Consider the following 21690-nt stretch of genomic DNA (forward strand, 5'->3'; position numbering starts at 1 on the left):
AGTGGGGCGGCGGTGCGGGGAACCGGGATCCGGAGCCCTGGTCCCAGGTGCCTGTTCCGGACCAGGTCGAAACCGGCCCATGCGGTCGCAAGTTCGGCCGGCAGCCTGTCGATGTCCCGGTCCGCCGACGGACGGCCGACCGGGACATCGGACTCACGCGAGCTCGAACCGGTCGAGGTTCATCACCTTGTCCCACGCCGCCACGAAGTCACGCACGAACTTCTCTGCCGCGTCCTCGGACGCGTAGACCTCCGCTACCGCTCGGAGCTGCGAGTGCGAACCGAAGACGAGGTCCACGGCGGTGGCCGTCCACCTGGTCTCGCCCGTGGCACGATCCGTGCCCTCGAACACGTTCTCCGTCGAGGTCGACGGCTTCCACTCCGTGCCCATGTCGAGCAGGTTGGCGAAGAAGTCGTTGGTCAACGCCCCCGGCCGCTCGGTGAGTACGCCGTGCGGGGATCCCTTGAAGCCGGCGTTCAGGGCCCGCATGCCGCCCGTCAGGACCGTCATCTCGGGAGCGGTCAGCGTCAACAGGCTGGCGCGGTCCAGGAGAAGGGTCTCCGGCGACAGCTTCTCCCCGGTCCGCAGGTAGTTGCGGAACCCGTCCGCCCTGGGTTCGAGCACGGCGAACGACTCCACGTCCGTCTGCTCCTGCGAGGCGTCCGTGCGCCCCGGTGCGAACGGGACCGTGATGTCGTGCCCGGCGTCCTTCGCGGCTTGCTCGACGGCCGCGCACCCGCCCAGGACGATCAGGTCGGCGAGCGAGATCCTCACCCCGTCGGAGCGGGAGCCGTTGAAGTCCTGCTGGAGCCGTTCGAGGGTCTGCAACGCCTCGGCCACCTCCGGCAGGTCGTTGACCTCCCAGTCCTTCTGCGGCGCGAGTCGGATCCGCGCCCCGTTGGCCCCGCCGCGCTTGTCGGTGCCCCGGAAGCTCGCCGCCGACGCCCAGGCGGTGGTGACCAGTTGGGGGACGGACAGTCCCGAGGCGAGGATCCTCGCCTTGAGGGCGGCGACGTCCTCGTCCCCGACCAGCTGGTGGTCGACTGCGGGCACAGGGTCCTGCCACAGCTGCGGCTCGGGAATCCACGGCCCGAGATAGCGCGAGAGGGGGCCCATGTCGCGGTGCAACAGCTTGTACCAGGCCCTGGCGAACGCGTCCGCGAGCTTCTCCGGGTTCTCGTGGAAGCTCTTCGCGATCGGCGCGTAGACCGGGTCCAGCTTCAGCGAGAGGTCCGTCGTCAGCATCATCGGAGCGTGCCTCTTCGACGGATCATGCGCGTCGGGCACGGTGCCCTTCGCCGCGGGATCCTTGGGAGTCCACTGCTGCGCCCCGGCCGGGCTCGTCGTCAGCTCCCAGTCGTACCGGAACAGGTTGTCCAGGTATCCGTTGTCCCACTTCGTCGGCTCGGACGTCCATGCGCCTTCGAGCCCGCTGGTGAGCGAGTCCACGCCATGACCGCTGCCGTACCTGTTCTTCCAGCCGAGGCCCTGCTGCTCGATGGGGCCGGCCTCGGGCTCCGGACCGATGTACGAGGGATCGACGGCACCGTGGCATTTCCCGAAGGTGTGGCCCCCGACGATGAGCGCGACCGTCTCCTCGTCGTTCATCGCCATACGCGCGAACGTCTCGCGGATGTCCCTGGCGGCCGCGATCGGATCCGGGGTGCCGTTGGGCCCTTCGGGATTGACGTAGATCAATCCCATCTGTACGGCACCGAAAGGACCCGAGAGTTCCCTGTCGCCGCTGTAGCGCTCGTCTCCGAGCCAGGTGTCCTCCGGCCCCCAGAAGATCTCCTCGGGTTCCCAGATGTCCTCTCGCCCGAATCCGAATCCGAACGTCTTGAAGCCCATCGATTCCATGGCGCAGTTGCCGGCGAAAACCAGAAGATCAGCCCAGGAGATCTTCCGGCCGTATTTCTGCTTGACCGGCCAGAGGAGACGACGGGCCTTGTCGAGGCTCGCGTTGTCCGGCCAGCTGTTGAGGGGGGCGAAGCGCTGGGCGCCGGAGCCGCCGCCGCCTCGGCCGTCGGCGATGCGGTACGTTCCGGCGGCATGCCAGCTCATCCGGATGAAGAGCGGTCCGTAGTGTCCGTAGTCGGCCGGCCACCATTCCTGCGATGTCGTCATCACCTCGATGACGTCGCGCTTCAGCGCGTCGACGTCGAGGGCCGCGAATTCTTCCGCGTAGTCGAAGCCCTCGTCCATCGGATTGGACTGGGGCGAGTGCTGGTGGAGAACCGCGAGGTCCAGCTGGTTGGGCCACCAGTCCCGGTTCGTGCTCGGTCGGGCCGACGTGGGGGTGGGGGCGGGGATTACCGGGTTCTCGCTTTCGCTGCCGGGCACGTCCGTCCTTCTTTCCGTCTCGGTGTTTCCGTCTGCTGCCGGCGGGGACCGCATCGGCGTCCGTATGGTCGCGCACCGCGGACCGCACCGGCAGGGGAACACGCAGAGCGCCGTTGCATAACAAAGCCAAATTCCGATGGAAGGTGTCATTTTCCGATCATCATGATCGAGTCGCTGGAGTGCGAGAAGCAGTCCCCGGAAATTCCCCCCTTCCGCCTTCCTTCTTCCGTCGGAACCCCGATCTCCGCCGGTAAACTCGCGCCACCCCACCGAGCGTGAACAGGTGAACCGATATGAGCGACCTGCTGGAGCGACTGCGAGCGCGTGGCTGGCGGATGACGCCCCAGCGGCGTGTCGTCGCCGAGGTCCTCGGCGGTGACCACGTGCACCTCACGGCCGACGAGATTCAGGCCCGCGCCGCACAGCGGCTGCCCGAGATCTCCCGGGCGGCCGTCTACAACATCCTGGGCGGACTGGTCCTGCTCGGTGAGGTCGCGGAAGTCTCGGACCAGGGCCGGGCGAAACGCTACGACCCCAACGCGCACGCTCCGCACGAGCACCTGGTGTGCTCCCGCTGCGGCACCATGCGCGACGTCCACCCGACCGGCGACCCGCTGGCCGCCCTCCCGGAGGAGGAGCGCTTCGGCTTCACCGTGTCCGCGGTCGAGGTCACCTACCGCGGGCTGTGCCCCCAGTGCGCGCCCGGTCTGCCGCACGGGTGATCCGCTCCGGTCCGCTACCGAGCGCACACCGCCAGGCAGCGTGAGCTGCAGGCCGCCGCCCTGGAGTGGGACGCTGAAAGGTGAGGGTGCCGACGGGACTCGCGAGAGCCGAACAGGGATGCGGCAGCCCCCGGCCTGCCGCAGCCAGTGGCAGGGTGGCAGGAGCACCTTGGAGAGCCGACGTGACACGCGCAGAGTGGCTTCTGGCCTCCGGTGAACGCGGCAACACCGCGACGCGCCTGGACCGGCGCCGCCCGGACGGGAAGGTCTGGTCCGACGGGAATCAGGCACACGCCCTGGTCCACGGCGCCGCGTACTTCGGGGAACTCCTGGCGGCCATCCGCGAGATGCGCTCGGGCGACCTGCTTCTGTTCACCGACTGGCGCGGCGATCCCGAGGAGCGGCTCGCCGGCGAGGACACCGAGATAGGCAAGGTCCTGTGCCGGGCGGCCGGACGTCACGTCGTCGTCAAGGGGCTGCTCTGGCGGTCCCACCTGGACAGCCTCCGGTTCAGTCAGGAGGAGAACCGCCGCTTCGGCAAGGAGATCGAGGAGGCGGGCGGCGAGTGCCTGCTCGACATGCGGGTGCGGCCCGGAGGGTCGCACCACCAGAAGATGGTGGTACTGCGTCACCCCGGGCGCCCGGAGCTCGACGTGGCGTACATCGGAGGGATCGACCTCTGCCGCAACCGCAACGACGACGCCACCCACCGAGGCGACCGCCAGTCTCTGCCCATGGCCTCCGCCTACGGTCCGCACCCACCGTGGCACGACGTCCAGCTCGCCCTGCGCGGCCCCGTCGTCGGGGACGTCGAAGCCGTGTTCCGCGAACGGTGGCAGGACCCCGCCCCGCTCACCCGCAGCCCCGTCACCCGCCTGCGCGCGCTGATGCACCGGGAGGACACCGACGCGGACAGCCTGCCGGCGCAGACCGACGATCCGGTGCCGTGCGGCACGCACACCGTGCAGCTGCTGCGCACATATCCGAACCGACTGCTGCTCGGGTACCCCTTCGCCCCCGACGGGGAGCGGAGCATCGCGCGGGGGTACCTCAAGGCGCTGCGCCGGGCCCGGGCGCTGATCTACGTCGAGGACCAGTACCTGTGGTCGCCGAGGGTCGTGGCCTGCTTCGCCCGGGCGCTGTCCAGGCACCCCGGACTGCTGATGATCGGCGTCATCCCCACGGTCCCGGAGCAGGACGGCCGGCTCACCCGGCCCATGAACCTGGTCGGGCGGGTCACCGCCCTGGACGAGCTGCGTCGTGCGGGCGGCGACCGCGTCGCGGTGTACGGAGTGGAGAACCATGCCGGGACCCCCGTGTACGTGCACGCCAAGGTGTGCGTGATCGACGACGTGTGGGCCTCCGTGGGCTCCGACAACATCAACCTCCGCTCGTGGACCCACGACTCCGAACTCAGCTGCGCCGTCGTCGACGAAAGCCTGGACCAGCGGCAACCACGGGACCCCGGGGGACTGGGGGACGGCGCACGCGTCTTCGCCCGGGAGCTGCGCCTGGAGCTCATGGGCGAGCACCTCGACACGGAGGGGACCGAGGGGCAGCGGGCGGCGGCCCTGGACGCGCTGTGTGACCCGGCGACCGCCTTCGGCGCCTTCGAGGAGGCTGCCGCCGCGCTCGACGCATGGCACGAAGGCGGCCGCCGCGGTCCACGGCCGGCGGGCCGTCTGCGCCGGTACACACCCCCGGACCTCTCCGGGGCGCAGAGGGCGCTGGCGACCCCCTTGCACCATGTCCTGGTCGATCCGGACGGCCGTCCGCTGGGGATGCGGCGCCGCAACACCTTCTGAACGAGCCGTTTCGTCGACGGGCGGGATTCCCGGTGCGTGACTAGCGTGACGCATGGAACGAACCCCTACGGAAGGAGCATTTCGTGATGGCCGGCAAGGGTACGGAGAAGGCGAAGGGCAAGATGAAGGAGGTCGCCGGAAAGGCGACGGGCAACAAGCGCCTGGAGACGGAAGGCAGGACGGACCAGATGAAGGGCAAGGCCCGCGAAGCGGGTGACGCGGTCCGTGACCGCGCCAAGGGCGTCCGCGACTCCCTGGACCCCGAGAAGTAGACCTGGCGAGCCGTCCAGGCGCCGACGGCGAATCGCGCCGAGGCGGGGCCCGCGGGGCCCCGTTCCGGCTGTCGAGGCGGCGACCGCCGTCCGGCCCGGAGCCGGAGGAGAGGCCGGGTGTCAGGCGGCCTTCTCGTGCTCGCAGGCCTCCTCGATGCCGTACGTCTCCCACGCGGGGAAGTGGTCGTCGGCGGGTACGGGCTCGCCCGGCGCGAGGAGGCAGGCGTCGAGGGCCGCGCGCAGGGCCTCGGCGCGGAGCCCGGTGCCGATGAAGACCAGTTCCTGGCCTTGCGCGGTGTCCGGGCCGTGGGCGCCGGAAGGTTCAAAGCGGGCGACGGTGCCGGCCTGCGACCACAGCCCGGTCACCCGGGGCCGGCCGGCGAGCCGGAAGAACCCCTTGGAGCGCAGTACGCGTCCGAAGGTGCCGCTCTCCATTCCCTTGGTGACGAAGCTCCAGAGCCGCCCGGGATGGAAGGGCCGGTCGGAGCGGAACACGAGGGAGGAGATGCCGTACTCCTCGGTCTCCGGTACGTGGTCGCCGTTGAGCTCCTTGACCCAGCCGGGTGCCTGTTGCGCCTTCTCGACGTCGAAGAGGTCGGTGCCCAGGACGAGTTCGAGGGGGATCCGGCCGCGTACGGCCGGGACGACGCGCGCCTCCGGGTTGAGCCGGGAGAGGGTGGCCCGCAGCCGGCGGGCCTCCTCGGGCCCGACCAGGTCGAGCTTGTTGAGAACGATGACGTCGGCGAACTCGACCTGGTCGACGAGGAGATCGCTGACGGTGCGTTCGTCGTCCTCGTACGGGGCCAGGCCGCGCGCGGCGAGTTCGTCACCGCCGTGGAGTTCCGGAAGGAAGTTCGCGGCGTCCACGACGGTCACCATCGTGTCCAGGCGGGCGAGGTCGCCGAGGGTGGCCCCGTCGTCGCGGGGGAACGAGAAGGTGGCGGCGACGGGCATGGGCTCGGAGATGCCGCTGGACTCGACGAGCAGGTAGTCGAATCGTCCCTCGCGGGCGAGCCGGTCGACCTCCTCCAGGAGGTCGTCGCGCAGGGTGCAGCAGATGCACCCGTTGGTCATCTCGACCAGTCGCTCCTCGGTGCGGGACAGGGCCGCGTCGCCGCCGCGCACGAGCGCCGCGTCGATGTTGACCTCGCTCATGTCGTTGACGATGACCGCGACCCTCAGCCCTTCGCGGTTGCCGAGCACATGGTTGAGCAGCGTGGTCTTCCCGGCCCCGAGGAACCCCGAGAGCACGGTCACGGGCAGCCGGTCGGTGGACGTCATGAGCGCTCAGCCCTCCGGGCGGATCAGGCCGCGCTCGTACGCCTTCACCAGGCGCTGCGGCACCAGGTACACCGAACCGTCCACGGTGAGGGGAACGAGCTGGGCGGGGGTCGCCTTCCACTGCGCGCGGCGGTGGCGGGTGTTGCTGCGGGACATCTTCCGCTTGGGAACGGCCATCGTGAGACTCCTCGGTCCGGTGCTGTCACGGAGAGGCTATATGAAAATGGATGCCATTATCAATTTGCCCTTGCGGCTCCCGCACTCGCTGCGACGGGGGCCGGGGGCGCGGTCTGTGCGGCATCGCTCACGGGTGCCCGGCCGTCACCGGGGTAGTCGCCCCTTCATGAAACGGGACGCCCGGTCGGCGAGCCGGGCCGCCACCCGCGGAAGGGTGTACCCATGGACACGGCAGAGAAGATCACGAAGCTGCTGCGAGACCACGGACGAACCTACGCCGACGAAGCCGGCATCACCCTCCGCGACAAGCCCGCGCCCCTCTACCAGCTGCTGGTCCTCACCGTCCTGTGCTCGATCCGGATCAGGGCCGACATCGCCACCTCCGCAGCCCGGGAACTCTTCGCGGCAGGGCTGCGGACGCCCCGGGCAATGGTGGCCTCCACCTGGCAGGAGCGCGTCGACGCCCTCGGACGGGCTCACTACGTCCGGTACGACGAGAGCACCGCGACCGCGCTCGGTGACGGCGCCGAACTGCTGCTCGGCCGCTTCCACGGGGATCTGCGAGAACTCCGCGCGCAGGCCGCCGACGACACGGCGGAGCTGCGGGATCTCCTGCAGGAGCTGCCCCGGATCGGGCCCGTGGGCGCGGACATCTTCTGCCGGGAGGTGCAGGCCGTGTGGCCGGAGCTGCGCCCGTTCTTCGACGAGCGCTCGCGTACGACCGCTGCCGGGCTGGGCCTCCCGCACACCCCGGCCGGTCTCGCCCGGTACGTCCCCCCGGAGGACATCGCTCGACTGGCGGCGGCCCTCGTACGGGTAAGCCTGTCCAAGCACGCGGCGGAGGAACTGTGGGCCGCGCCGCCGACGGTCCTCGGTGCGGCTGCTGCCGGTTGACCCGAGCGCCGCCTCCGTGGCGCACAGCGCCGGGGTGGCCGGCCGTCGGGAGCGGTGTATGTGCGGCGTATGCGTCCCGGCGGATGCCGTCAGAGGGGCATCAAGAGGCGGCCGGGACCTCTGAGGTCCGGGAATAGCGTCGGAGACACCCCGCCGCGACCGCGGCCGGGAGCCGCGTTCCCTTCCTCGGAGGAAGCCATGTCAGCTGCCTTGTACGGAGACGAGCCCGAGCCCGGAGAACAGCTCCCGGCCGGACGGCTCTGCGTGCCCGTCCGGCCGGGCCCCGGCGGGTACGTGACCCGTCTCTTCCGTACGCCCGTCGGAGGCCGGACCGCCGTCGCGTTCACCGGTCCGGAGCGGTTGAGGGCCGTCCTGGGGGCTGCCCAGCCGTGGATCGTCCTCGCCGAACCGGCGCTGCGCGCGCTCATGGAACCGCTGGGCGTCCGCGACCTGCGGATCGACCCCGTCCTCACCGCCCGGACTCCCGCGGCCTCGATCGACGGCACGCCTGCCGACATCACCGTCGGCGTGACCGCTTCCGGAGCGGAGCCGCTGCCGAGCCCGCGGCCGCTCGCCGGGCTGGCGAACTGAAGGGAGCCCCAGCGATGACCACCCTTCCCCTGCCCACCGCCCCGACCGACACGGCGTGCACCATCCCGACCGACACTGCCCCCGTCGCTGCCCACGTCCCCCCGGCCGGCCCCGCCCCCGTCACCCCGACGGGCTCCGACGCCGCCGACCTCCGCTCGCTCTGGCCCGCGACCACGACCGAGCGCCCTCATGGCGACGTCCTCGTCGGAGGCGTTCCCCTCACCGAGATCGCCGGGAGCCACGGCACCCCCGTCTACGTCGTGGACGAGGCCGAGGTCCGCGAGCGCTGCCGCACCTACCGTGCTGCCTTCCCCGAGGCCGAGATCCACTACGCGGCCAAGGCGTTCCTCTGCCGCGCCCTCGTCCGGTGGGTCGAGGAGGAGGGACTGGGTCTGGACGTGTGCTCGGCCGGAGAGCTGGAACTGGCCGTCACCACCGGTTTCCCGGCCGACCGGATCCTGCTCCACGGCAACGCCAAGTCGCCCCGGGACCTGGCGACCGCACTGCGTCTGGGCGTGGGCCGCATCGTCATCGACACCCCCGCGGAGATCGCCCGCATCGCCGCGGCGGTCGGCACCGGGGGTCACCAGAAGGTCATGGTCCGGGTGACCCCGGGCATCAGCGCGGGCGGCCACCACAAGATACGTACCGGCTCCGACGACCAGAAGTTCGGTCTGTCCCTCCGCGACGGCCACGCCCAGCACGCCATCGCTCGCATCCTGGACCAGCCGCAACTCGAACTCACCGGCATCCACTGCCACCTGGGCTCGCAGATCACGGACGCCAGACCGTACCTCGTGGCCGTGCGCCGGCTCGTCGGCCTCATGGCCAGGGTCCGCGACGCCCATGGGGTCGTGCTGCCGGAGCTCGACCTCGGGGGCGGACACGGCATCGCCTACCGTCCCGGCGAGCCGGCTCTCGACCTGCGGACGCTGGCGGCCAGGGTCCGCACCGAACTCGCCGAGAGCTGCGCGGCTGCCGGGCTTCCCGTCCCGCGCCTGATCATCGAGCCGGGCCGCGCCGTCGCGGGCCCCGCCGGAGTCGCTGTCTACCGGGTTCTCGCGGTGAAACGCACGACCGGGCGGACGTACGTGGCGGTGGACGGCGGGATGAGCGACAACCCGCGGCCTGCGTTGTACGGGGTGCGGTACACGCCCCGCCTGATCGGCCGTCACTCGACGGCCGGAGCCGAGCGTGTGACGGTCGTGGGCCGCCACTGCGAGGCCGGCGACATCCTCGCCGAGGACGTGCCGCTGCCCGCCGACACCCACCCGGGTGACCTGCTCGCGGTCCCGGTGGCAGGCGCGTACCACCTGGCCATGGCCTCCTCGTACAACCTCGTCGGCCGCCCGCCCGTGGTCGCCGTCCTCGGCGGCCGGGCCCGGGTCCTGGTGCGCCGGGAGACCTTGGAAGACCTCAGGGCACGGGACATAGGTCTGTAGACGGCCCACGGCCCACGGCCCACGGCCCACGGCCCACGGCCCACGGCCCACGGCCCACGGCCCACGGCCCACGGCCCACGGCCCACGGCCCACGGCCCACGGCCCACGGCCCACGGCCCACGGCCCACGGCCCCGGGGGTGTCATGGCACCCCCGGGACCGGCCGGCCGTGACGACCCCGTCACCGCTCCAACCACCGAGAAGGACGCCGTACACGGCCAGGGCACCGCAGCAGCCTCGTGGCGGCCGACTCGCTCGTCCTCGACTACGTGATCAACGTGGCTGTCGCCGTCACAGCCGGCGTAGCCGTCCTCGTGATCATCACCGTCCTTCCGCGCCCCGCCGCCCGGGGCGCGGGGCGCGCGGAGGTCGCCGTCGGCGCGCTGCTCGGCGTGATGCTGATCGGCCTGTCCGCCCTCACCGTGGGGCTCGCCGTGGTGTCGGCGGCGCTGCCGGTTTCTCCGGCGTGATCTGCCGACTGAGGTTCCGCCTCGCGGCAGGCCGGCCAGTGACCTGAGTCGGATGCCCCCGGAGAACGGCCCTAGCCGACGTGGACGCGGGGACGGCGGTCCCGGTCGGGCTCCGCCTCGCGCAGGACCTCTCGGGTGACGGGGGCGACCTCGCCCTGGCCGAGGAGGAAGAAGCGGAGGAAGTTGGCGAAGGGGTTGCCCTCGGTCCACTCGAAGTAGACGTGGGGGCGGACGCCGGTGAGGTCGCGGGACTGGAGGAGGAGCGCGGCGAGGGCGTTCGGCACCGAGGAGGACTCCAGGGTGAGGACGCGGTACCGGTCGTGGAGGACCTCGCCCCTCACCGTCAGGCCCGCCTCGAATTCGGAGGGGTCGGTGACGGTGACCTCGACGAAGACGAAGTCCTCGGTGGTCGGAAGGTCGTTGTCGGCACGGATCTGCTCGATCTTGTCGCGGTACTCGGCGACGTCGCGCCTGTCGGGTTCGTTGGCGATGAAGCGCGGGGTGCGGCGGGAGATGTCCTGGATGAAGCGCTCGGCCATCTCGTCGAGCTCGACGTGGGTGACGCGCAGTTCGAAGGCACGGCCGAGGCGGGAGAGAAGAGAGATGAGGATGATGCCGGCGATGAAGCAGGCGCCGATCTTCACGCCGTCGGGGCGTTCGGTGACGTTGAGGACGGTGGTGTAGAGGAAGACGGCGGAGATGACGCCGAAGCCGATGGTCCACCCCTTCTGCCCGGCCTTGCGGGCGGCGATGGTCACGGCGACGGCGGCCGAGCAGATCAGGACGAGGACACCGGTGGCGTACGCGCCGCCCTGGGCGTCGACGTCCGCGTCGAAGATCCATGTCACCAGGAAGGCGACCAGGGTGAAGACGATGACCATCGGGCGCACGGCGCGGGCCCAGTGCGGGGCCATGCCGTACTTCGGCAGGTAGCGCGGCATCAGGTTGAGCAGCCCCGCCATCGCGGAAGCGCCCGCGAACCACAGGATGAGGATCGTCGACACGTCGTAGACCGTGCCGAACGCGCTGCCGAGGTACTCGTGGGCGAGGTAGGCCAGGGCGCGGCCGTTGGCCTCGCCGCCGGACTCGAACTCCTCGTGCGGGATCAGCACGGTGGTGATGAAGCTCGTGCAGATCAGGAACACGCTCATGATCAGCGCGGCCGTGGTCAGGAGCTTCTTGGTGTCGCGGATCCGGCCGGCGGGCCGAGCTTCCGTGTCACCCGGATCACCCTTCACGTGCGGCATGACCGCGACGCCCGTCTCGAAGCCGGAGAGGCCGAGGGCGAGCTTCGGGAAGACGATCAGGGCGACGCCGATCATGACGAAGACGTTGCCGTGCTCCTGGGTCAGCGCGCTGGTCCAGTCGGTGACGACGTGGCCCTCGGTCAGGACCTGCCACACGCCCGTGACCACGACGACCACGTTCAGCGTGAGGTAGGTCCCGACGAGGGCCACGGCCACGCCGATCGCCTCCAGGAACCCCTTGAGGAACACCGCGCCGAGCAGCGCGATCAGGATCATGGTGATCAGGACCTGCTTGTCGTGCAGCGCCGATTCGAGGTGCGGGTTCTCCACCAGGTGGGTCGAGGCGTCCGCCGCGGAGAGGGTGATGGTGATGAGGAAGTCGGTCGCCGCGAAGCCCAGCAGGGTGAGGACGAAGAGCTTGCCCTTCCAGAACGACAACAGTCGCGACAGCATCGCGATCGAGCCCTCGCCGTGCGGGCTCTCCTCGGCCACTCGCCGGTAGACCGGGAGCGCGCCGGCGAGGGTGACGATCACGAGGACGATCGTGGCGATGGGGGAGAGGAGCCCGGCCGCGAGGGCGGCGATGCCGGGCTGGTAGCCGAGGGTCGAGAAGTAGTCGACGCCGGTCAGACACATCACGCGGTACCAGGGCTGGCCCTGGTGAGCGGCGTCGGGAGCCGGTTCGGCGGGCCGGGAGGGTCTGCCCTTGCCCATGTCGGACAAGCCCTCCAGCATCCACGCGCGCAGCCTGTTGCCGCGCGTCTCGAGAGTGGTGGCCATGGGGTGCTCCCGGGTTCTGCTCGATGACGTGATGAGGGGGGTTTCGGCCGGCGGTCCCGCGGCCGAGCCAGCGTAAGCAGCACGCACGGCGGCAGCCGTGGCCAGCGCATCAGAGAAGCGTCAAGATCCGCCGGTAGGGCGTCGCCTTCCTCACATCGGGTGCCGCCGTGAGGCGTACCGGGTGCGCGTGTGGCCACGGAGAGGGCGACGCTGGGTCTCCCCAGGCCCCGGGCCAGTCAGCCGATCGTGCCGGGTCAGGGGCACCGAACGGGGAGGGGATGATGGGGAGGGAACGACGGAACACGAGGTCAGGAGCTTCCATGGCGAAGCAGGTTCATCAGCCCCGTGAGGACGCGGAGTTCGATTTCATCCTCGGGATGAGCGGAGTCCCGGTCCTCGCGTACTTCATCGGGACATGGCCCAAGGCGATCGAGCCCTGCCGGACGATGGACCTCGTCGTGGGTGGCGTGGCCGATGCGTACACAGGCCGCCTGACGGTCGTCCGCACCGACATGACGCGCTGCCCCGCCGCGACCAAGCGCTACGGGATCACCGGAGCCCCGTCCTGCGTCCTGCTGAAGGACGGAGAGGCGGTGGCGCAGAGCGCGGGACCCATGACCACCTCCGAGGTCCGGGAGTTCCTGGAGGCCCACCTCGGGAAGAGCACATGAACCGTCCCCGTGTCCCCGCACGGCTCCTCGCCCGCGAGTCCGTGCCCGGTGTCACCGAGGCGCTGGGAAGCATGGACGGCTGGCTCCTGCGCGACGGCGCGCACTGGCTCGTCACCCGCCACGAGGGTGTCGTCACCGTCGGCAGGGTCGCCGCCGATCCGTCCCGGGTACTCGCCGACCGCTCCTCGTGGACCGACCCGGCCACGGTAGGCTCGGACACCTACTGCTCGCCCCTGCCCGACGGAGCCCTGGCCCTCAGCGGCCGAGAGGCCGTCACCGTCTACGAGGCGGACGGAACCGCCCGCTGGGAGCACCGCCACAGGGACTGGCAGCACTCACCCGAGGCCGCCGGCGCGTGCACGCCCGACCCGGCCGGCCGCGTCCTGCTGGCGACCATGGCCGGCCCGCCCGGAGCCGACGGCCTCTCCAGGGGCGACATCTGCCGCGTCCTCGACCTGGCCACCGGTGAGGTGCTCGCGGAGCACGTCCTGCCGTCCTTCTCGGCGACGTACGCCTTCCAGCAGTTCCCGGACGCACGCCCCGAGGTTCTGCTCACCGCTTCCATGGGTCAGGACGGCACCGACTGCCTCCTGCTCGCCCACACAGCCACCGGACTCGACGCCCGGGCGGCGGGCACCGCCGAGGAACCGTACGTCGGTCTCGGCGGGCACGGGGTGGTGCTCGGCCAGGACGTCGGCGGAGGCTACCTCTGCCGCATGCAGGACGGCGCGGACGACGTCGTCGTCGAGGCCGGCGCGATCCTTCCCGAGGGCCGGGTCTTCGTCGGCTACACCCCGGGCTTCGTCGACGACGAGCGGATTCTGGTCGCGACGGCCGAGGAGCCGTGGGCGGAGGAGAGCACCCACATCCTCCTCGACGCCCACACGCTCAGGCCCCTCGCCGAAGTCGGCTACCCGCGGACGCCGGGAGCCACTGCCGTGCCACTCGGCGACGGCACGTGGCTCACCCGCGACGGAGAGACGGTGGAGCGCTGGACGACCGTCTGATCCGCGCGGCTGTAGTCGAAGGGGACACGTGGCTCCTCCCTCGCATCGAGCCCGCCGGGTCATGAGCCGTCACAGCTCGTCCCCTCCCGGCAGGCGGCGGGCCAGTGTGTGCACGAGGCGGCCGAGGCGTCGATACGGGTCACGGGACGAGGCGACCCACTCCGTTTCCAGCGCCTGCGCGTATGCGGAGGGGGCCGGGTCCCAACCGGCGAGGTGGTCGTGGAAGATCCGGACGCCCTGCCAGTCCAGCGGTGTGAGGCCGTGCTCGGCCGCGAGCCGGTCGAGGGTCTCGGCCGTGTCCCCTCGTGTGTCCAGGCCGAGGTTGCCGACGCTGGTGTCGCAGCCGTACGCGATGAGGCGGCGCGCCGCCGGGCAGTCGCCGCGCAATGCTTCGCGGAAGCCGATCGCCTCCCGGTTCTTCGTCAGGATGCTCAGCACCCCACCCGGTGCGACCAGACCGGCCAGGAGGGCGACCGAGCCCGGAGTGTCGTCCAGGTACATCAGCACGCCGTGGCAGCACACCGCGTCGAAGAGGCCTCCGTCGAAGAAGAGGTCCTCGACACCTGCCTCGAGGAGGCGGACCCGCGGGGCGAGTTCGGGTCGGGCGGCCAAGCGGCGGGCTGCGGCGCCGAGCATCTCGGCCGACGGGTCGGCCGCGGTCACATGGTGTCCGGCCGCGGCGATGCGAAGCGTCATCTCGCCGTCGCCGCAGCCTGCGTCCAGCACCCGCACCGGCCCGGCGGGAAGCTCGGCCAGCAGGCGGCGGGCCACGAGATCGTGACGCAGGCGCCCCCGGCCGGTGCGGGAGTGGGCGGCGTAGGCGGAGCCGACCGCGGCGAAGTCGGTCAACGCGACCAGCCCATCTCCGTGTAGGGGCGGCCGGCCAGGATGCCTTCGATCGCGGCGCGCGTGTACGGGACGATCGGCTCGGGCAGATCCTTGGCGCTCCACCGCTGCCAGGCGACGCACTTGTCCGGCTCCCGTACTTCCGGCTCGCCCTCCCAGTGGCGGGCTCGGAAGAAGAGACCGATGCGGGGCCGGTCTCCGGGCCGGTCGACGAGATGCACGGTGTGTACGAGTTCGAGGCCGGCCGGGACGATCACCAGCCCGGCCTCCTCGTGCGCCTCCCGGACCAGGCCGGCGGTCGCGGCCTCCGCCCCGAGGTGCCCGGCCAGGGCGTGCCGGGTTCCGCCCGCGTACGCCGAATCGGGATGACGGAGGCCCAACAGGACATGGCCGGCGCGCTCCAGGTACAGATGGGCGCCGACCACGTGGGGCACGGTCCCGACCGATGCCCTCACCGGCGCGACGGCAGCCGTCGCCGCGCCGGCGGCCACCGGTCGGATCGCGCCGTCCAGTCCGGAGGCGACGAGCTTGGCGCGCAGGGTGGGGGAGGCGACCTCGTCGAAGGGGAGCCAGGCGGCGCCGTCGACCTCCTCGGCCTGAAGCGTGAGGTCCGGTGCGTCGTCGGCGAGATGGAAGACGAAACGGAAGTCGTAGTGCCGGTGCGCCGCTTCGCCCTTCTCCGGGCCCCGGGCGTCGCGGTCGATCACCGCGACGCTGCAGGTGACGTGGCCGGGGAGGGAAGTACGGCTGGTCGGATCGACGGCAGCTTCCAGCGTGGCCCGCAGGCCGGTCAGGGAGCCGTGTTCGCCGGGGTGTCGGTCGAGGTAGTCGCCGAGGAGGGTGCGGATGTGGGCGGGGGAAGGGGGCATGTCGGAACCTCACGGAGCTCTCGGGCCGGCGGGGGCTGGTGGACGGTGGTCCCGCCGGCGGGGGATGCCGGCGGGACGCTGGGGGCGTGGGCGGACCTGGTGGGACCTAGTCGGGTTGACTCACGCCAGTGCCTCCCCTTCACCGAGGAGGGCGCCGGGCTTGCTCGGTGTGCCTTCGCCCCGGGTGGGCTGGGCCGGTACCGAAGGGTTCGCGAACTGGCGGGCCTGCAGCTCGTACGCCTCCCGGAACGCACCCGTGCTCGTGGCGGGGTCCATGAGCTGGGCGAACGTGCCGTGCTCGACGACCCGGCCCTCGTCCAGGACGTAGATCAGGTCGGCGTGGCGCACGCTGTGGAGGCGGTGCGTGATCAGGACCGTGGTCTGGCCCGTACCGGCGAGTCGGTGGATCTGGTCGAAGACGCGCTGTTCGGCGGCCGGGTCGAGGGCGCTCGTCGGCTCGTCGACGATCAGCACCTGGCCGTTGCGGGCCTTGCTCCGGGCCAGGCCGAACGCCTGCCACTGTCCGCCGGAGAGCTCCTGCCCGCCCCGGTAGCCGCGGGCCAGCAGCGTGCTCAGACCGCGCGGCAGCCCCCTGACGACCTCGTCGGCCCCGGCGTACGCGGCCGCGGCCTCGATGGCCGTGTCGTCCATCGGGACGCTGCTGCGGCCGATGCCGATGTTCACCCGGGCGGTGAAGGGCCACCGCTGGAAGTCCTGCGCGACCATCGCCACGCGCGAGAAGATCCGGGCCCGGCACGCGTCGGCGGCGCTGACGTCACCCCACAGGACCCGCCCGGAGGCGGGCAGGTGCAGGCCGCACAGGAGCTTCGAGACCGTCGACTTGCCCGATCCGTTCCTCCCCACCAGGGCCACCGTCCTGCCGCGCGGAATGACCAGGTCCACCTCCCGCAGGGACGGTTCGTCGGCGCCGTGGTACGAGAAGGAGACCTTCTCGAAGCGGATCGCGTCGAAGTCGTCCGGCACATCGACCCCCGTCTCCGGGATCGCACGCCGCTCCGCCTCGGCGCACAGCCGCTCCAGGTCGGCGACGAACAGGGACTCCTCCTGGATGTCGGTGACCCGCAGCACCAGGTCGGTGATGCTCGCCGAACCGGCCCGGATCGCCAGGACCGCGGTGCCGCCGACCGCGAGCGCCATCTGCCCGTTCCACAGCAGCAGACCGAGCACGCCGTACGCGGCCACCGTCGCCACACCGCGGGCCCCGTCGGCGAGCAGCCCCGTACGGGCCGCCACCCAGGCGAGACGGGTCTGCTCCCGCTCGCTCGTCTCCGCCATGCCCCGGAAGTGCTCCAGCAGGAACGGCCCCACGTCATGGACCCGGACCTCACCTGCCGCCTGCTGGTCGATCAGCAGGCGACTGATCAGCTGCGCCGCCCGAGCGTGCTGGACGAACCGGTGCCAGCTCGCATACCGCGCGCGAGCCATCGTCAACGCCCCCCACGCGCTGGGCAGCGCCATGGCGACCAGCAGCGGCAGGAGCGCCCAGTGCAGCACCGTCAGTACGCTCGCGGCGGCGATCAGCGAGATCGCCGAGGCGACCACGGCCGTGCAGTAGCCCACCATCCGCCGGGCCCCGTCGGCGCCCCACTGCGCCGAGTCCATCAGCTTGTGGAACGCGTCGTCCTCGATGGCGTCCATCTCGACCCGGGCGACCAGACTCAGGTACCGCTCGGTGGCGACCCGCTGGACCTTGGGCTCCAGGACGCCCGTGGAGGCGGTCGACGCCGACTTCAGCAGCGAGGAGACGACCGACAGCACCGATACGAGCACCAGCGCCGGCACGGACCCCCGTAGCCGATCGGCCAGGGTCCCGGCCGCCAGCAGCTCGGTCAGGAGCGCGTTCACCGCGACCAGCGTGAACGCCTGCGCCAGACCCCGGCCGAACTCGCTGACCGCCACCGTGTACAGGGCTCTCCGGTCGGCCTGCCTCGCCAGCCGGACGGCGACGGCGACCTGTCGGGGGAAGCTGACGGCCATGCTCCACATGCCCAGCTTCACCCAGGTCCCGCGGTACTGGTTCCACCCCTGGTCGTAGTCGAGCCGACCGCCGAACAGGAGCTCCTCGGAGGCCGAATGGGTCTCCGCCCCGGTTGTGGACGACGCGTCGTCCGCGGTGCTCGTCATGCCCCCCACCTCGTATACGGGCGTGCCGCGAGCAAGGCGCCGGCGCGAAGGAGGGCAGGGAGGGGAGTCGTCACAGCGGGAAGGGGGTACACGGCGGCCTCCGGGAGGTAGTGGTCTGGGGTGTCGCGGCGTTCAACGACCCACTCGCCGGTTTCGAACACACGTGTTTCGGACGGGGCGCGAACCCCATGAGCAGGCGAATGTGCGTTCGTGCCGGGTACATCGACCCTTGCCGTCCGTGACCCGAGGCGGGCGACCGTGGTGGCCGAAACGCCGATGACGACCTACGGCTCACGACTTCCGGCTTGCGACTCACACCTTGCGACTCGCGACTGACGGGGCATCGCCGTGATCGGCCGGACAGGTCACGACCCGTCCGCCTCGTCGCGCGCGTCTCATCGAAAGTCCTATTTGTCTGCAAATATTCGTTCTCCGGGAACTCGTCCTCTCGGGACCTTCGGCGCTAGGAGATGTCTGATGGGTGTTGTCTCTACGAGTGCTTACGGCGAGTGGTTCTACGCCGGCCAGCAGGACGGTTCGCGGCGCTCCGCCGAGCGCGTGCTGCCGTTGGTGTTCGATCTCGTCAGGCCGGCGAGCGTCGTGGACGTCGGGTGCGGCACCGGTTCCTGGCTCGCCACCGCCCAGCACCTGGGAGTGGACGAGATCCTGGGCGTCGACGGACCCTGGGTGTCCCCCGAGGCGCTCCACATCCCCCCGCAGTGCTTCATGAAGCAGGACCTCAGCAGCCCGCTGCGCCTGGATCGGCGCTTCGACCTGGCAATGTGCATGGAAGCTGCCGAGCACTTCGACGAGTCCCGCGCCGACTCCCTGGTCGCGGACCTGTGTGCCATGTCGGACGTCGTCCTGTTCTCCGCCGCGATCCCCGGCCAGACCGGAACGGACCATCGCAACGAGCAGTGGCCGCCGTACTGGCGCGAGCGCTTCGAGCAGTGGGGGTACGAGCTCGTCGACTGCCTGCGTACCCGCTTGTGGGACGACCACGCGATCGAGCCCTGGTACGCGCAGAACGCCTTGCTCTACGTCAGCGGCGAGCGGCTCGCCGCCGACGAGCGGCTTCGGGCGGCGGCCGCCGAGAACGGCAGGATGCCGCTGTGCACCGTCCATCCGGGCGTACTCGCGCTGTTCTCCGCCCCGTACGCGCCCGCGGTGCCCGAACCCGCCGAACGCCGGGGCGCACCGCGGAGGTTCATCGGTCCCGCCGATCTGCGTTCCCGGTGCGACATCGCGGAGCCGGCGGTGCGGGCCTGAGCCGACACTCGGACAGGCGTCCGACAGGCCGGCAGGAGTACCCGGTTGGGTGACTGCGCCCCTGGGTGGGCAGAGGCAAGATCATCTGCATGAGAGCTTCCCTGACGCGCCGCGCGTGCGCCGTAGCCCTGCTCGTGACGTCGACGCTCGCCCCCGCGGTGGCCGTGGCCGCCCAACCCGGAGGAAACGAACGGCAGTCGGGGCGTGCGGCAGCGCACGCCCGTCTGCTCGGTGAGAAGATCGTTCCGCACAAGCTCGACTTCCGCGGCACCACCGTCGGCGGCTTCTCCGGTGTCGACCGCAACCGGTGCACCGGGGAGTACGTGTTCCTCAGCGACGACCGCTCGCAGTTGCAGCCCGCCCGCTTCTACACCGCCAAGCTGGACGTGGACGCGGCCGGCGTGCACTCCGTCGACTTCACCGGTACGCACCCGCTCCTCCAGCCCGACGGCTCGACGTACCCGGCGCCCTCCGTCGGCGACGGCAAGGCCATCGATCCGGAGGAGATCCGGGTCGATCCGCGCACCTGCGACTACTGGTGGGCGCAGGAGGGCGACCGGCCCAGGGCGGTCGGCGCCGGACCGGTGATCCAGCCTTCGATCCAGTTCGCCGGCCCCACCGGCGCCTACCTCGGCCGGTTGCCGCTGCCGTCGAACTACGAGATCACCATGGAGGAGCGCGGTCCGCGCCGGAACCAGGCGATCGAGGCGATCACCTTCGGCTCCCAGGGCCGAGTGGTGACCAGCGCGGTCGAGGGCCCGCTGATCCAGGACGGCCCGGTGCCCGACCTGGAGAACGGCGCTCTTGTCAGGGTCACGCGGCAGACCCGCGAGGGCGGGGTGCTCGGCCAGTTCGCGTACCCCCTCGAGAAGATCTTCGCCCCGTCCGACCCGACCAGCCCCTGGGGCCCGGACACCGGGGTCCCGTCCCTCCTCGCCTTTCCCGACAACCCCAACCGCTACCTCGTCCTCGAGCGCACCTGGGTCGCCGGATCGGGATACAAGATTCGTCTCTACGACGCCACCACCCGTGGCGCGACCGATGTCCAGGGGATGGAGTCGCTGGCAGGACAGCCCGTCGTGGCGATGCGCAAGAAGCTCGTCGCGGACTTCGACACCCTGGGGCTCTCCACCGTGGACAACACCGAAGGCATGACGTGGGGCCCGGAACTGCCTTCCGGCGAGCGGTCGCTGATCCTGGTCAGCGACGACAACTTCGTCTCGGACGCGGTCACCCAGATCGTCGCGCTCGCCATCCGCTGACCATGACGAGTGCGTGACGCGCGGGGCCGGCCGACACCGGCCCCGCGACAGCGCCGTGAGATCACGCTATGATGCGCGGTATCACCGAAGCCTTCCCGGGCGGACACATGTCCCTGGGGAGGCTTTTTTCATGCCCAGCCGGCAAACAGCACGAGGGCATGTTCGCCCTTCCCGGGCGTTCCCGTCGCACCGACCACTGAATTCGGCATACCCATAACCGTGCTTGAGGGGTCGGTGCCCTGTATCGAAGGAGTGCCATGTCAGACGTTTCCGTGCGCCTCGCGACCGTTGACGACCGTCCTGCCGTCGAGCGGCTGTGGCTCATGTTCCGCCATGACATGTCGGAGTTCAGCGAGGTGCTTCCCTTCCCTGACGGCACCTTCCGCAAGGAGAGGCTTGAGGCCGCCTTCACGGAGGCCGGTTGGGCTCCGTACCTGCTGACCAGCGGCGATCGACCTGTCGGTCTCGCCCTCGTTCGTGGTCTGGCCGAGCCGACGCGCGTGCTGAACAGCTTCTTCGTGGTGCGTGGAGCCCGCCGGGCGGGCATCGGCCTGAGCGCCGTCCAGCAGGTCGTCGCCTGCCACCCGGGGCGATGGGAAGTGGCCTTCCAGGACGCCAACGCCGCTGCGGTCCGCTTCTGGAGGCGGGTCGCGACCGAGGTCGCAGGCGAGGCATGGTCCGAAGAGCGCAGGCCCGTTCCCGGCCGTCCGGACCTGCCGCCCGACGTCTGGATCTCGTTCCGCGCCGACGCCGACGCCGACGCCGACATCCGTCCTTGCGGAGGGAGTGCGGAACCGCCCTGTCAGAGAAGCCCTTCGACCGCGTACAGCGTGCCGAGTCCTACGGCCAGGGAGCCGAGGAGCACGCGCAGGAAGGTGTCCGGCATGCGCGGTTGGAGGCGCGCTCCGAGGTAGCCGCCGATGAGTCCGCCCAGACCGCAGGCCAGTCCGAGCGGCCAGTCGGGTGCGATGCTGCCGCTGTGCGTCACGGACAGCAGGGCGTAGGTGCAGGCGCCGACGACCGACGTGGCGAAGGTGGAGGCGAGCGTGGCGGGCGCGACGGTGGAGACGGGGACGCCGCGACCGACGAGGACGGGGCCGAGTATGGACCCGCCGCCGATGCCGTAGACGCCTCCCACGACCCCGACCGCGAGCGCCATCGACGCGACCGTCCGAGGCGCGGGTCCGGGCCTGGGGGTCGCCGTGTGCGCCGGGCGGAGGGTTCTGACGATGAGCCACACGCCGAGCGGCAGCATCAGCGCGGCGATCAGGAGGCGGAAGACGCGCGGCCCCGGCAGCGCGAACACGCGGATGATCGCGCCGAGGACGACACCGGGCAGGGAGCCCAGCACCAGGAGGCGGACGAGCGGCCCGGTCAGAGCGCCGTCTCGCCGGTAGCGCAGCAGGGCGCCGGGCCCTGCCACCACGTTGTAGAGGAGGTTCGTGGGAGTGACGGCGGGACTGGGCACGGCGAAGACGCTGAGCTGCACCGGGAGCAGGAACACGGCCCCGGAGACTCCGACCGGTGCCGTCACGACGGCTGTCAGCAGCCCGACCGTCAGGCCGGCGACGCCGAGCCCCCACTCCACCTGACACCCC

Annotated in this window: 19 protein-coding genes and 1 pseudogene; 12 read left to right on the forward strand and 8 right to left on the reverse strand. The window is 71.1% G+C overall.

The genetic code is table 11. From position 1 onward, the window contains the following. Window positions 1-153: 153 nt before the first annotated feature. Complete coding sequence (gene katG, locus DEJ46_RS35895; RefSeq protein ID WP_223835351.1) at window positions 154-2343, reverse strand: catalase/peroxidase HPI; 2190 nt, start codon at window positions 2341-2343, stop codon at window positions 154-156. Window positions 2344-2636: 293 nt separating this feature from the next. On the opposite strand from katG, the gene DEJ46_RS35900 reads away from it, so the two are divergent. The 3 genes from DEJ46_RS35900 to DEJ46_RS35910 all read left to right on the forward strand — a co-directional run bounded on the left by DEJ46_RS35900 (window position 2637) and on the right by DEJ46_RS35910 (window position 5142). Next, complete coding sequence (locus DEJ46_RS35900; protein WP_150273130.1) at window positions 2637-3065, forward strand: Fur family transcriptional regulator; 429 nt, start codon at window positions 2637-2639, stop codon at window positions 3063-3065. A 182-nt stretch (window positions 3066-3247) separates the two neighbouring features. Then, window positions 3248-4870 carry a phospholipase D family protein gene (locus DEJ46_RS35905; RefSeq protein ID WP_150273132.1) on the forward strand — a complete coding sequence of 541 codons (1623 nt, stop codon included), beginning with the start codon at window positions 3248-3250 and terminating at the stop codon, window positions 4868-4870. 86 nt (window positions 4871-4956) lie between these two features. Continuing rightward, window positions 4957-5142, forward strand: coding sequence for a CsbD family protein (locus DEJ46_RS35910; protein WP_150273134.1), 186 nt, complete (start codon window positions 4957-4959; stop codon window positions 5140-5142). Between the two features lie 120 nt (window positions 5143-5262). Here DEJ46_RS35910 and DEJ46_RS35915 read toward each other — a convergent pair whose 3' ends face one another. Further along, window positions 5263-6423 (reverse strand): GTP-binding protein, encoded by a 1161-nt coding sequence (locus tag DEJ46_RS35915; protein WP_150273136.1) that lies wholly within the window; start codon window positions 6421-6423, stop codon window positions 5263-5265. 6 nt (window positions 6424-6429) lie between these two features. Further along, complete coding sequence (gene rpmF / locus DEJ46_RS35920; protein ID WP_150273137.1) at window positions 6430-6600, reverse strand: 50S ribosomal protein L32; 171 nt, start codon at window positions 6598-6600, stop codon at window positions 6430-6432. Window positions 6601-6822: 222 nt separating this feature from the next. Here rpmF and DEJ46_RS35925 point away from each other — a divergent pair, with 222 nt between their 5' ends. From DEJ46_RS35925 to DEJ46_RS35940, 4 genes are all read left to right on the forward strand, one after another. Then, entirely contained in the window at window positions 6823-7494 is a 672-nt protein-coding gene (locus DEJ46_RS35925; RefSeq protein WP_150273139.1) for an endonuclease, read from the forward strand. A 198-nt stretch (window positions 7495-7692) separates the two neighbouring features. Next, window positions 7693-8085, forward strand: a complete 393-nt coding sequence (locus DEJ46_RS35930; RefSeq protein ID WP_150273142.1) for an SAV_915 family protein — start codon at window positions 7693-7695, stop codon at window positions 8083-8085. A gap of 14 nt (window positions 8086-8099) precedes the next feature. Next, window positions 8100-9527, forward strand: coding sequence for a diaminopimelate decarboxylase (lysA, locus tag DEJ46_RS35935; protein WP_150273144.1), 1428 nt, complete (start codon window positions 8100-8102; stop codon window positions 9525-9527). A 238-nt stretch (window positions 9528-9765) separates the two neighbouring features. Then, window positions 9766-9996 (forward strand): hypothetical protein, encoded by a 231-nt coding sequence (locus DEJ46_RS35940; protein ID WP_150273147.1) that lies wholly within the window; start codon window positions 9766-9768, stop codon window positions 9994-9996. A 71-nt stretch (window positions 9997-10067) separates the two neighbouring features. On the opposite strand, the gene DEJ46_RS35945 is transcribed toward DEJ46_RS35940, so the two are convergent. Continuing rightward, the gene (locus tag DEJ46_RS35945; protein ID WP_150273149.1) at window positions 10068-12023 is read right to left on the reverse strand and encodes an amino acid transporter; all 1956 of its coding nucleotides are present in this window, start codon (window positions 12021-12023) and stop codon (window positions 10068-10070) included. Window positions 12024-12343: 320 nt separating this feature from the next. Between DEJ46_RS35945 and DEJ46_RS35950 the strand changes: the two genes are divergently transcribed. Both DEJ46_RS35950 and DEJ46_RS35955 read left to right on the forward strand, forming a co-directional pair. Continuing rightward, window positions 12344-12694: a thioredoxin family protein gene (locus DEJ46_RS35950; protein WP_150273152.1), complete on the forward strand. Its 351-nt coding sequence runs from the start codon at window positions 12344-12346 to the stop codon at window positions 12692-12694. After that, entirely contained in the window at window positions 12691-13701 is a 1011-nt protein-coding gene (locus DEJ46_RS35955) for a hypothetical protein (RefSeq protein WP_150273155.1), read from the forward strand. The genes DEJ46_RS35950 and DEJ46_RS35955 overlap by 4 nt, the downstream gene beginning before the upstream one ends. Before the next feature lie 69 nt (window positions 13702-13770). Here DEJ46_RS35955 and DEJ46_RS35960 read toward each other — a convergent pair whose 3' ends face one another. From DEJ46_RS35960 to DEJ46_RS35970, 3 genes are all read right to left on the reverse strand, one after another. Then, window positions 13771-14550 (reverse strand): methyltransferase domain-containing protein, encoded by a 780-nt coding sequence (locus DEJ46_RS35960; protein WP_150273157.1) that lies wholly within the window; start codon window positions 14548-14550, stop codon window positions 13771-13773. Next, a complete protein-coding gene (locus tag DEJ46_RS35965; protein WP_150273159.1) occupies window positions 14547-15416 on the reverse strand; it encodes an NUDIX hydrolase in 870 nt (289 codons plus the stop codon). The genes DEJ46_RS35960 and DEJ46_RS35965 overlap by 4 nt, the downstream gene beginning before the upstream one ends. A 120-nt stretch (window positions 15417-15536) precedes the next feature. Then, window positions 15537-17561: an ATP-binding cassette domain-containing protein gene (locus tag DEJ46_RS35970; protein ID WP_150273161.1), complete on the reverse strand. Its 2025-nt coding sequence runs from the start codon at window positions 17559-17561 to the stop codon at window positions 15537-15539. 477 nt (window positions 17562-18038) lie between these two features. Here DEJ46_RS35970 and DEJ46_RS35975 point away from each other — a divergent pair, with 477 nt between their 5' ends. The 3 genes and pseudogenes from DEJ46_RS35975 to DEJ46_RS40255 form a co-directional block, all read left to right on the forward strand. Beyond that, window positions 18039-18830, forward strand: a complete 792-nt coding sequence (locus DEJ46_RS35975; RefSeq protein WP_150273163.1) for a class I SAM-dependent methyltransferase — start codon at window positions 18039-18041, stop codon at window positions 18828-18830. Window positions 18831-18919: 89 nt separating this feature from the next. After that, the gene (locus DEJ46_RS35980) at window positions 18920-20092 is read left to right on the forward strand and encodes an esterase-like activity of phytase family protein (protein WP_150273165.1); all 1173 of its coding nucleotides are present in this window, start codon (window positions 18920-18922) and stop codon (window positions 20090-20092) included. A 257-nt stretch (window positions 20093-20349) separates the two neighbouring features. Then, window positions 20350-20844: pseudogene (locus DEJ46_RS40255) on the forward strand (GNAT family N-acetyltransferase); the annotation flags it as partial. A gap of 50 nt (window positions 20845-20894) precedes the next feature. Here DEJ46_RS40255 and DEJ46_RS35990 read toward each other — a convergent pair. After that, a complete protein-coding gene (locus DEJ46_RS35990) occupies window positions 20895-21680 on the reverse strand; it encodes a sulfite exporter TauE/SafE family protein (RefSeq protein ID WP_150273167.1) in 786 nt (261 codons plus the stop codon). Between the last annotated feature and the right edge of the window lie 10 nt (window positions 21681-21690).

Origin of the sequence: Streptomyces venezuelae (assembly GCF_008642375.1) — a bacterium.
Classification (GTDB): domain Bacteria; phylum Actinomycetota; class Actinomycetes; order Streptomycetales; family Streptomycetaceae; genus Streptomyces; species Streptomyces venezuelae_G.

What these genes read in the sequence shown, in the direction of transcription:
- DEJ46_RS35975 (WP_150273163.1), top strand. Translation starts at nt 18,039, where the DNA reads ATGGGTGTTGTCTCTACGAGTGCTTACGGCGAGTGGTTCTACGCCGGC.
- DEJ46_RS35930 (WP_150273142.1), top strand. Translation starts at nt 7,693, where the DNA reads ATGTCAGCTGCCTTGTACGGAGACGAGCCCGAGCCCGGAGAACAGCTC.
- DEJ46_RS35915 (WP_150273136.1), bottom strand. Translation starts at nt 6,423, where the DNA reads ATGACGTCCACCGACCGGCTGCCCGTGACCGTGCTCTCGGGGTTCCTC.
- DEJ46_RS35950 (WP_150273152.1), top strand. Translation starts at nt 12,344, where the DNA reads ATGGCGAAGCAGGTTCATCAGCCCCGTGAGGACGCGGAGTTCGATTTC.
- DEJ46_RS35970 (WP_150273161.1), bottom strand. Translation starts at nt 17,561, where the DNA reads ATGACGAGCACCGCGGACGACGCGTCGTCCACAACCGGGGCGGAGACC.
- DEJ46_RS35910 (WP_150273134.1), top strand. Translation starts at nt 4,957, where the DNA reads ATGGCCGGCAAGGGTACGGAGAAGGCGAAGGGCAAGATGAAGGAGGTC.
- lysA (WP_150273144.1), top strand. Translation starts at nt 8,100, where the DNA reads ATGACCACCCTTCCCCTGCCCACCGCCCCGACCGACACGGCGTGCACC.
- DEJ46_RS35945 (WP_150273149.1), bottom strand. Translation starts at nt 12,023, where the DNA reads ATGGCCACCACTCTCGAGACGCGCGGCAACAGGCTGCGCGCGTGGATG.
- DEJ46_RS35955 (WP_150273155.1), top strand. Translation starts at nt 12,691, where the DNA reads ATGAACCGTCCCCGTGTCCCCGCACGGCTCCTCGCCCGCGAGTCCGTG.
- DEJ46_RS35925 (WP_150273139.1), top strand. Translation starts at nt 6,823, where the DNA reads ATGGACACGGCAGAGAAGATCACGAAGCTGCTGCGAGACCACGGACGA.
- DEJ46_RS35965 (WP_150273159.1), bottom strand. Translation starts at nt 15,416, where the DNA reads ATGCCCCCTTCCCCCGCCCACATCCGCACCCTCCTCGGCGACTACCTC.
- DEJ46_RS35980 (WP_150273165.1), top strand. Translation starts at nt 18,920, where the DNA reads ATGAGAGCTTCCCTGACGCGCCGCGCGTGCGCCGTAGCCCTGCTCGTG.
- rpmF (WP_150273137.1), bottom strand. Translation starts at nt 6,600, where the DNA reads ATGGCCGTTCCCAAGCGGAAGATGTCCCGCAGCAACACCCGCCACCGC.
- DEJ46_RS35900 (WP_150273130.1), top strand. Translation starts at nt 2,637, where the DNA reads ATGAGCGACCTGCTGGAGCGACTGCGAGCGCGTGGCTGGCGGATGACG.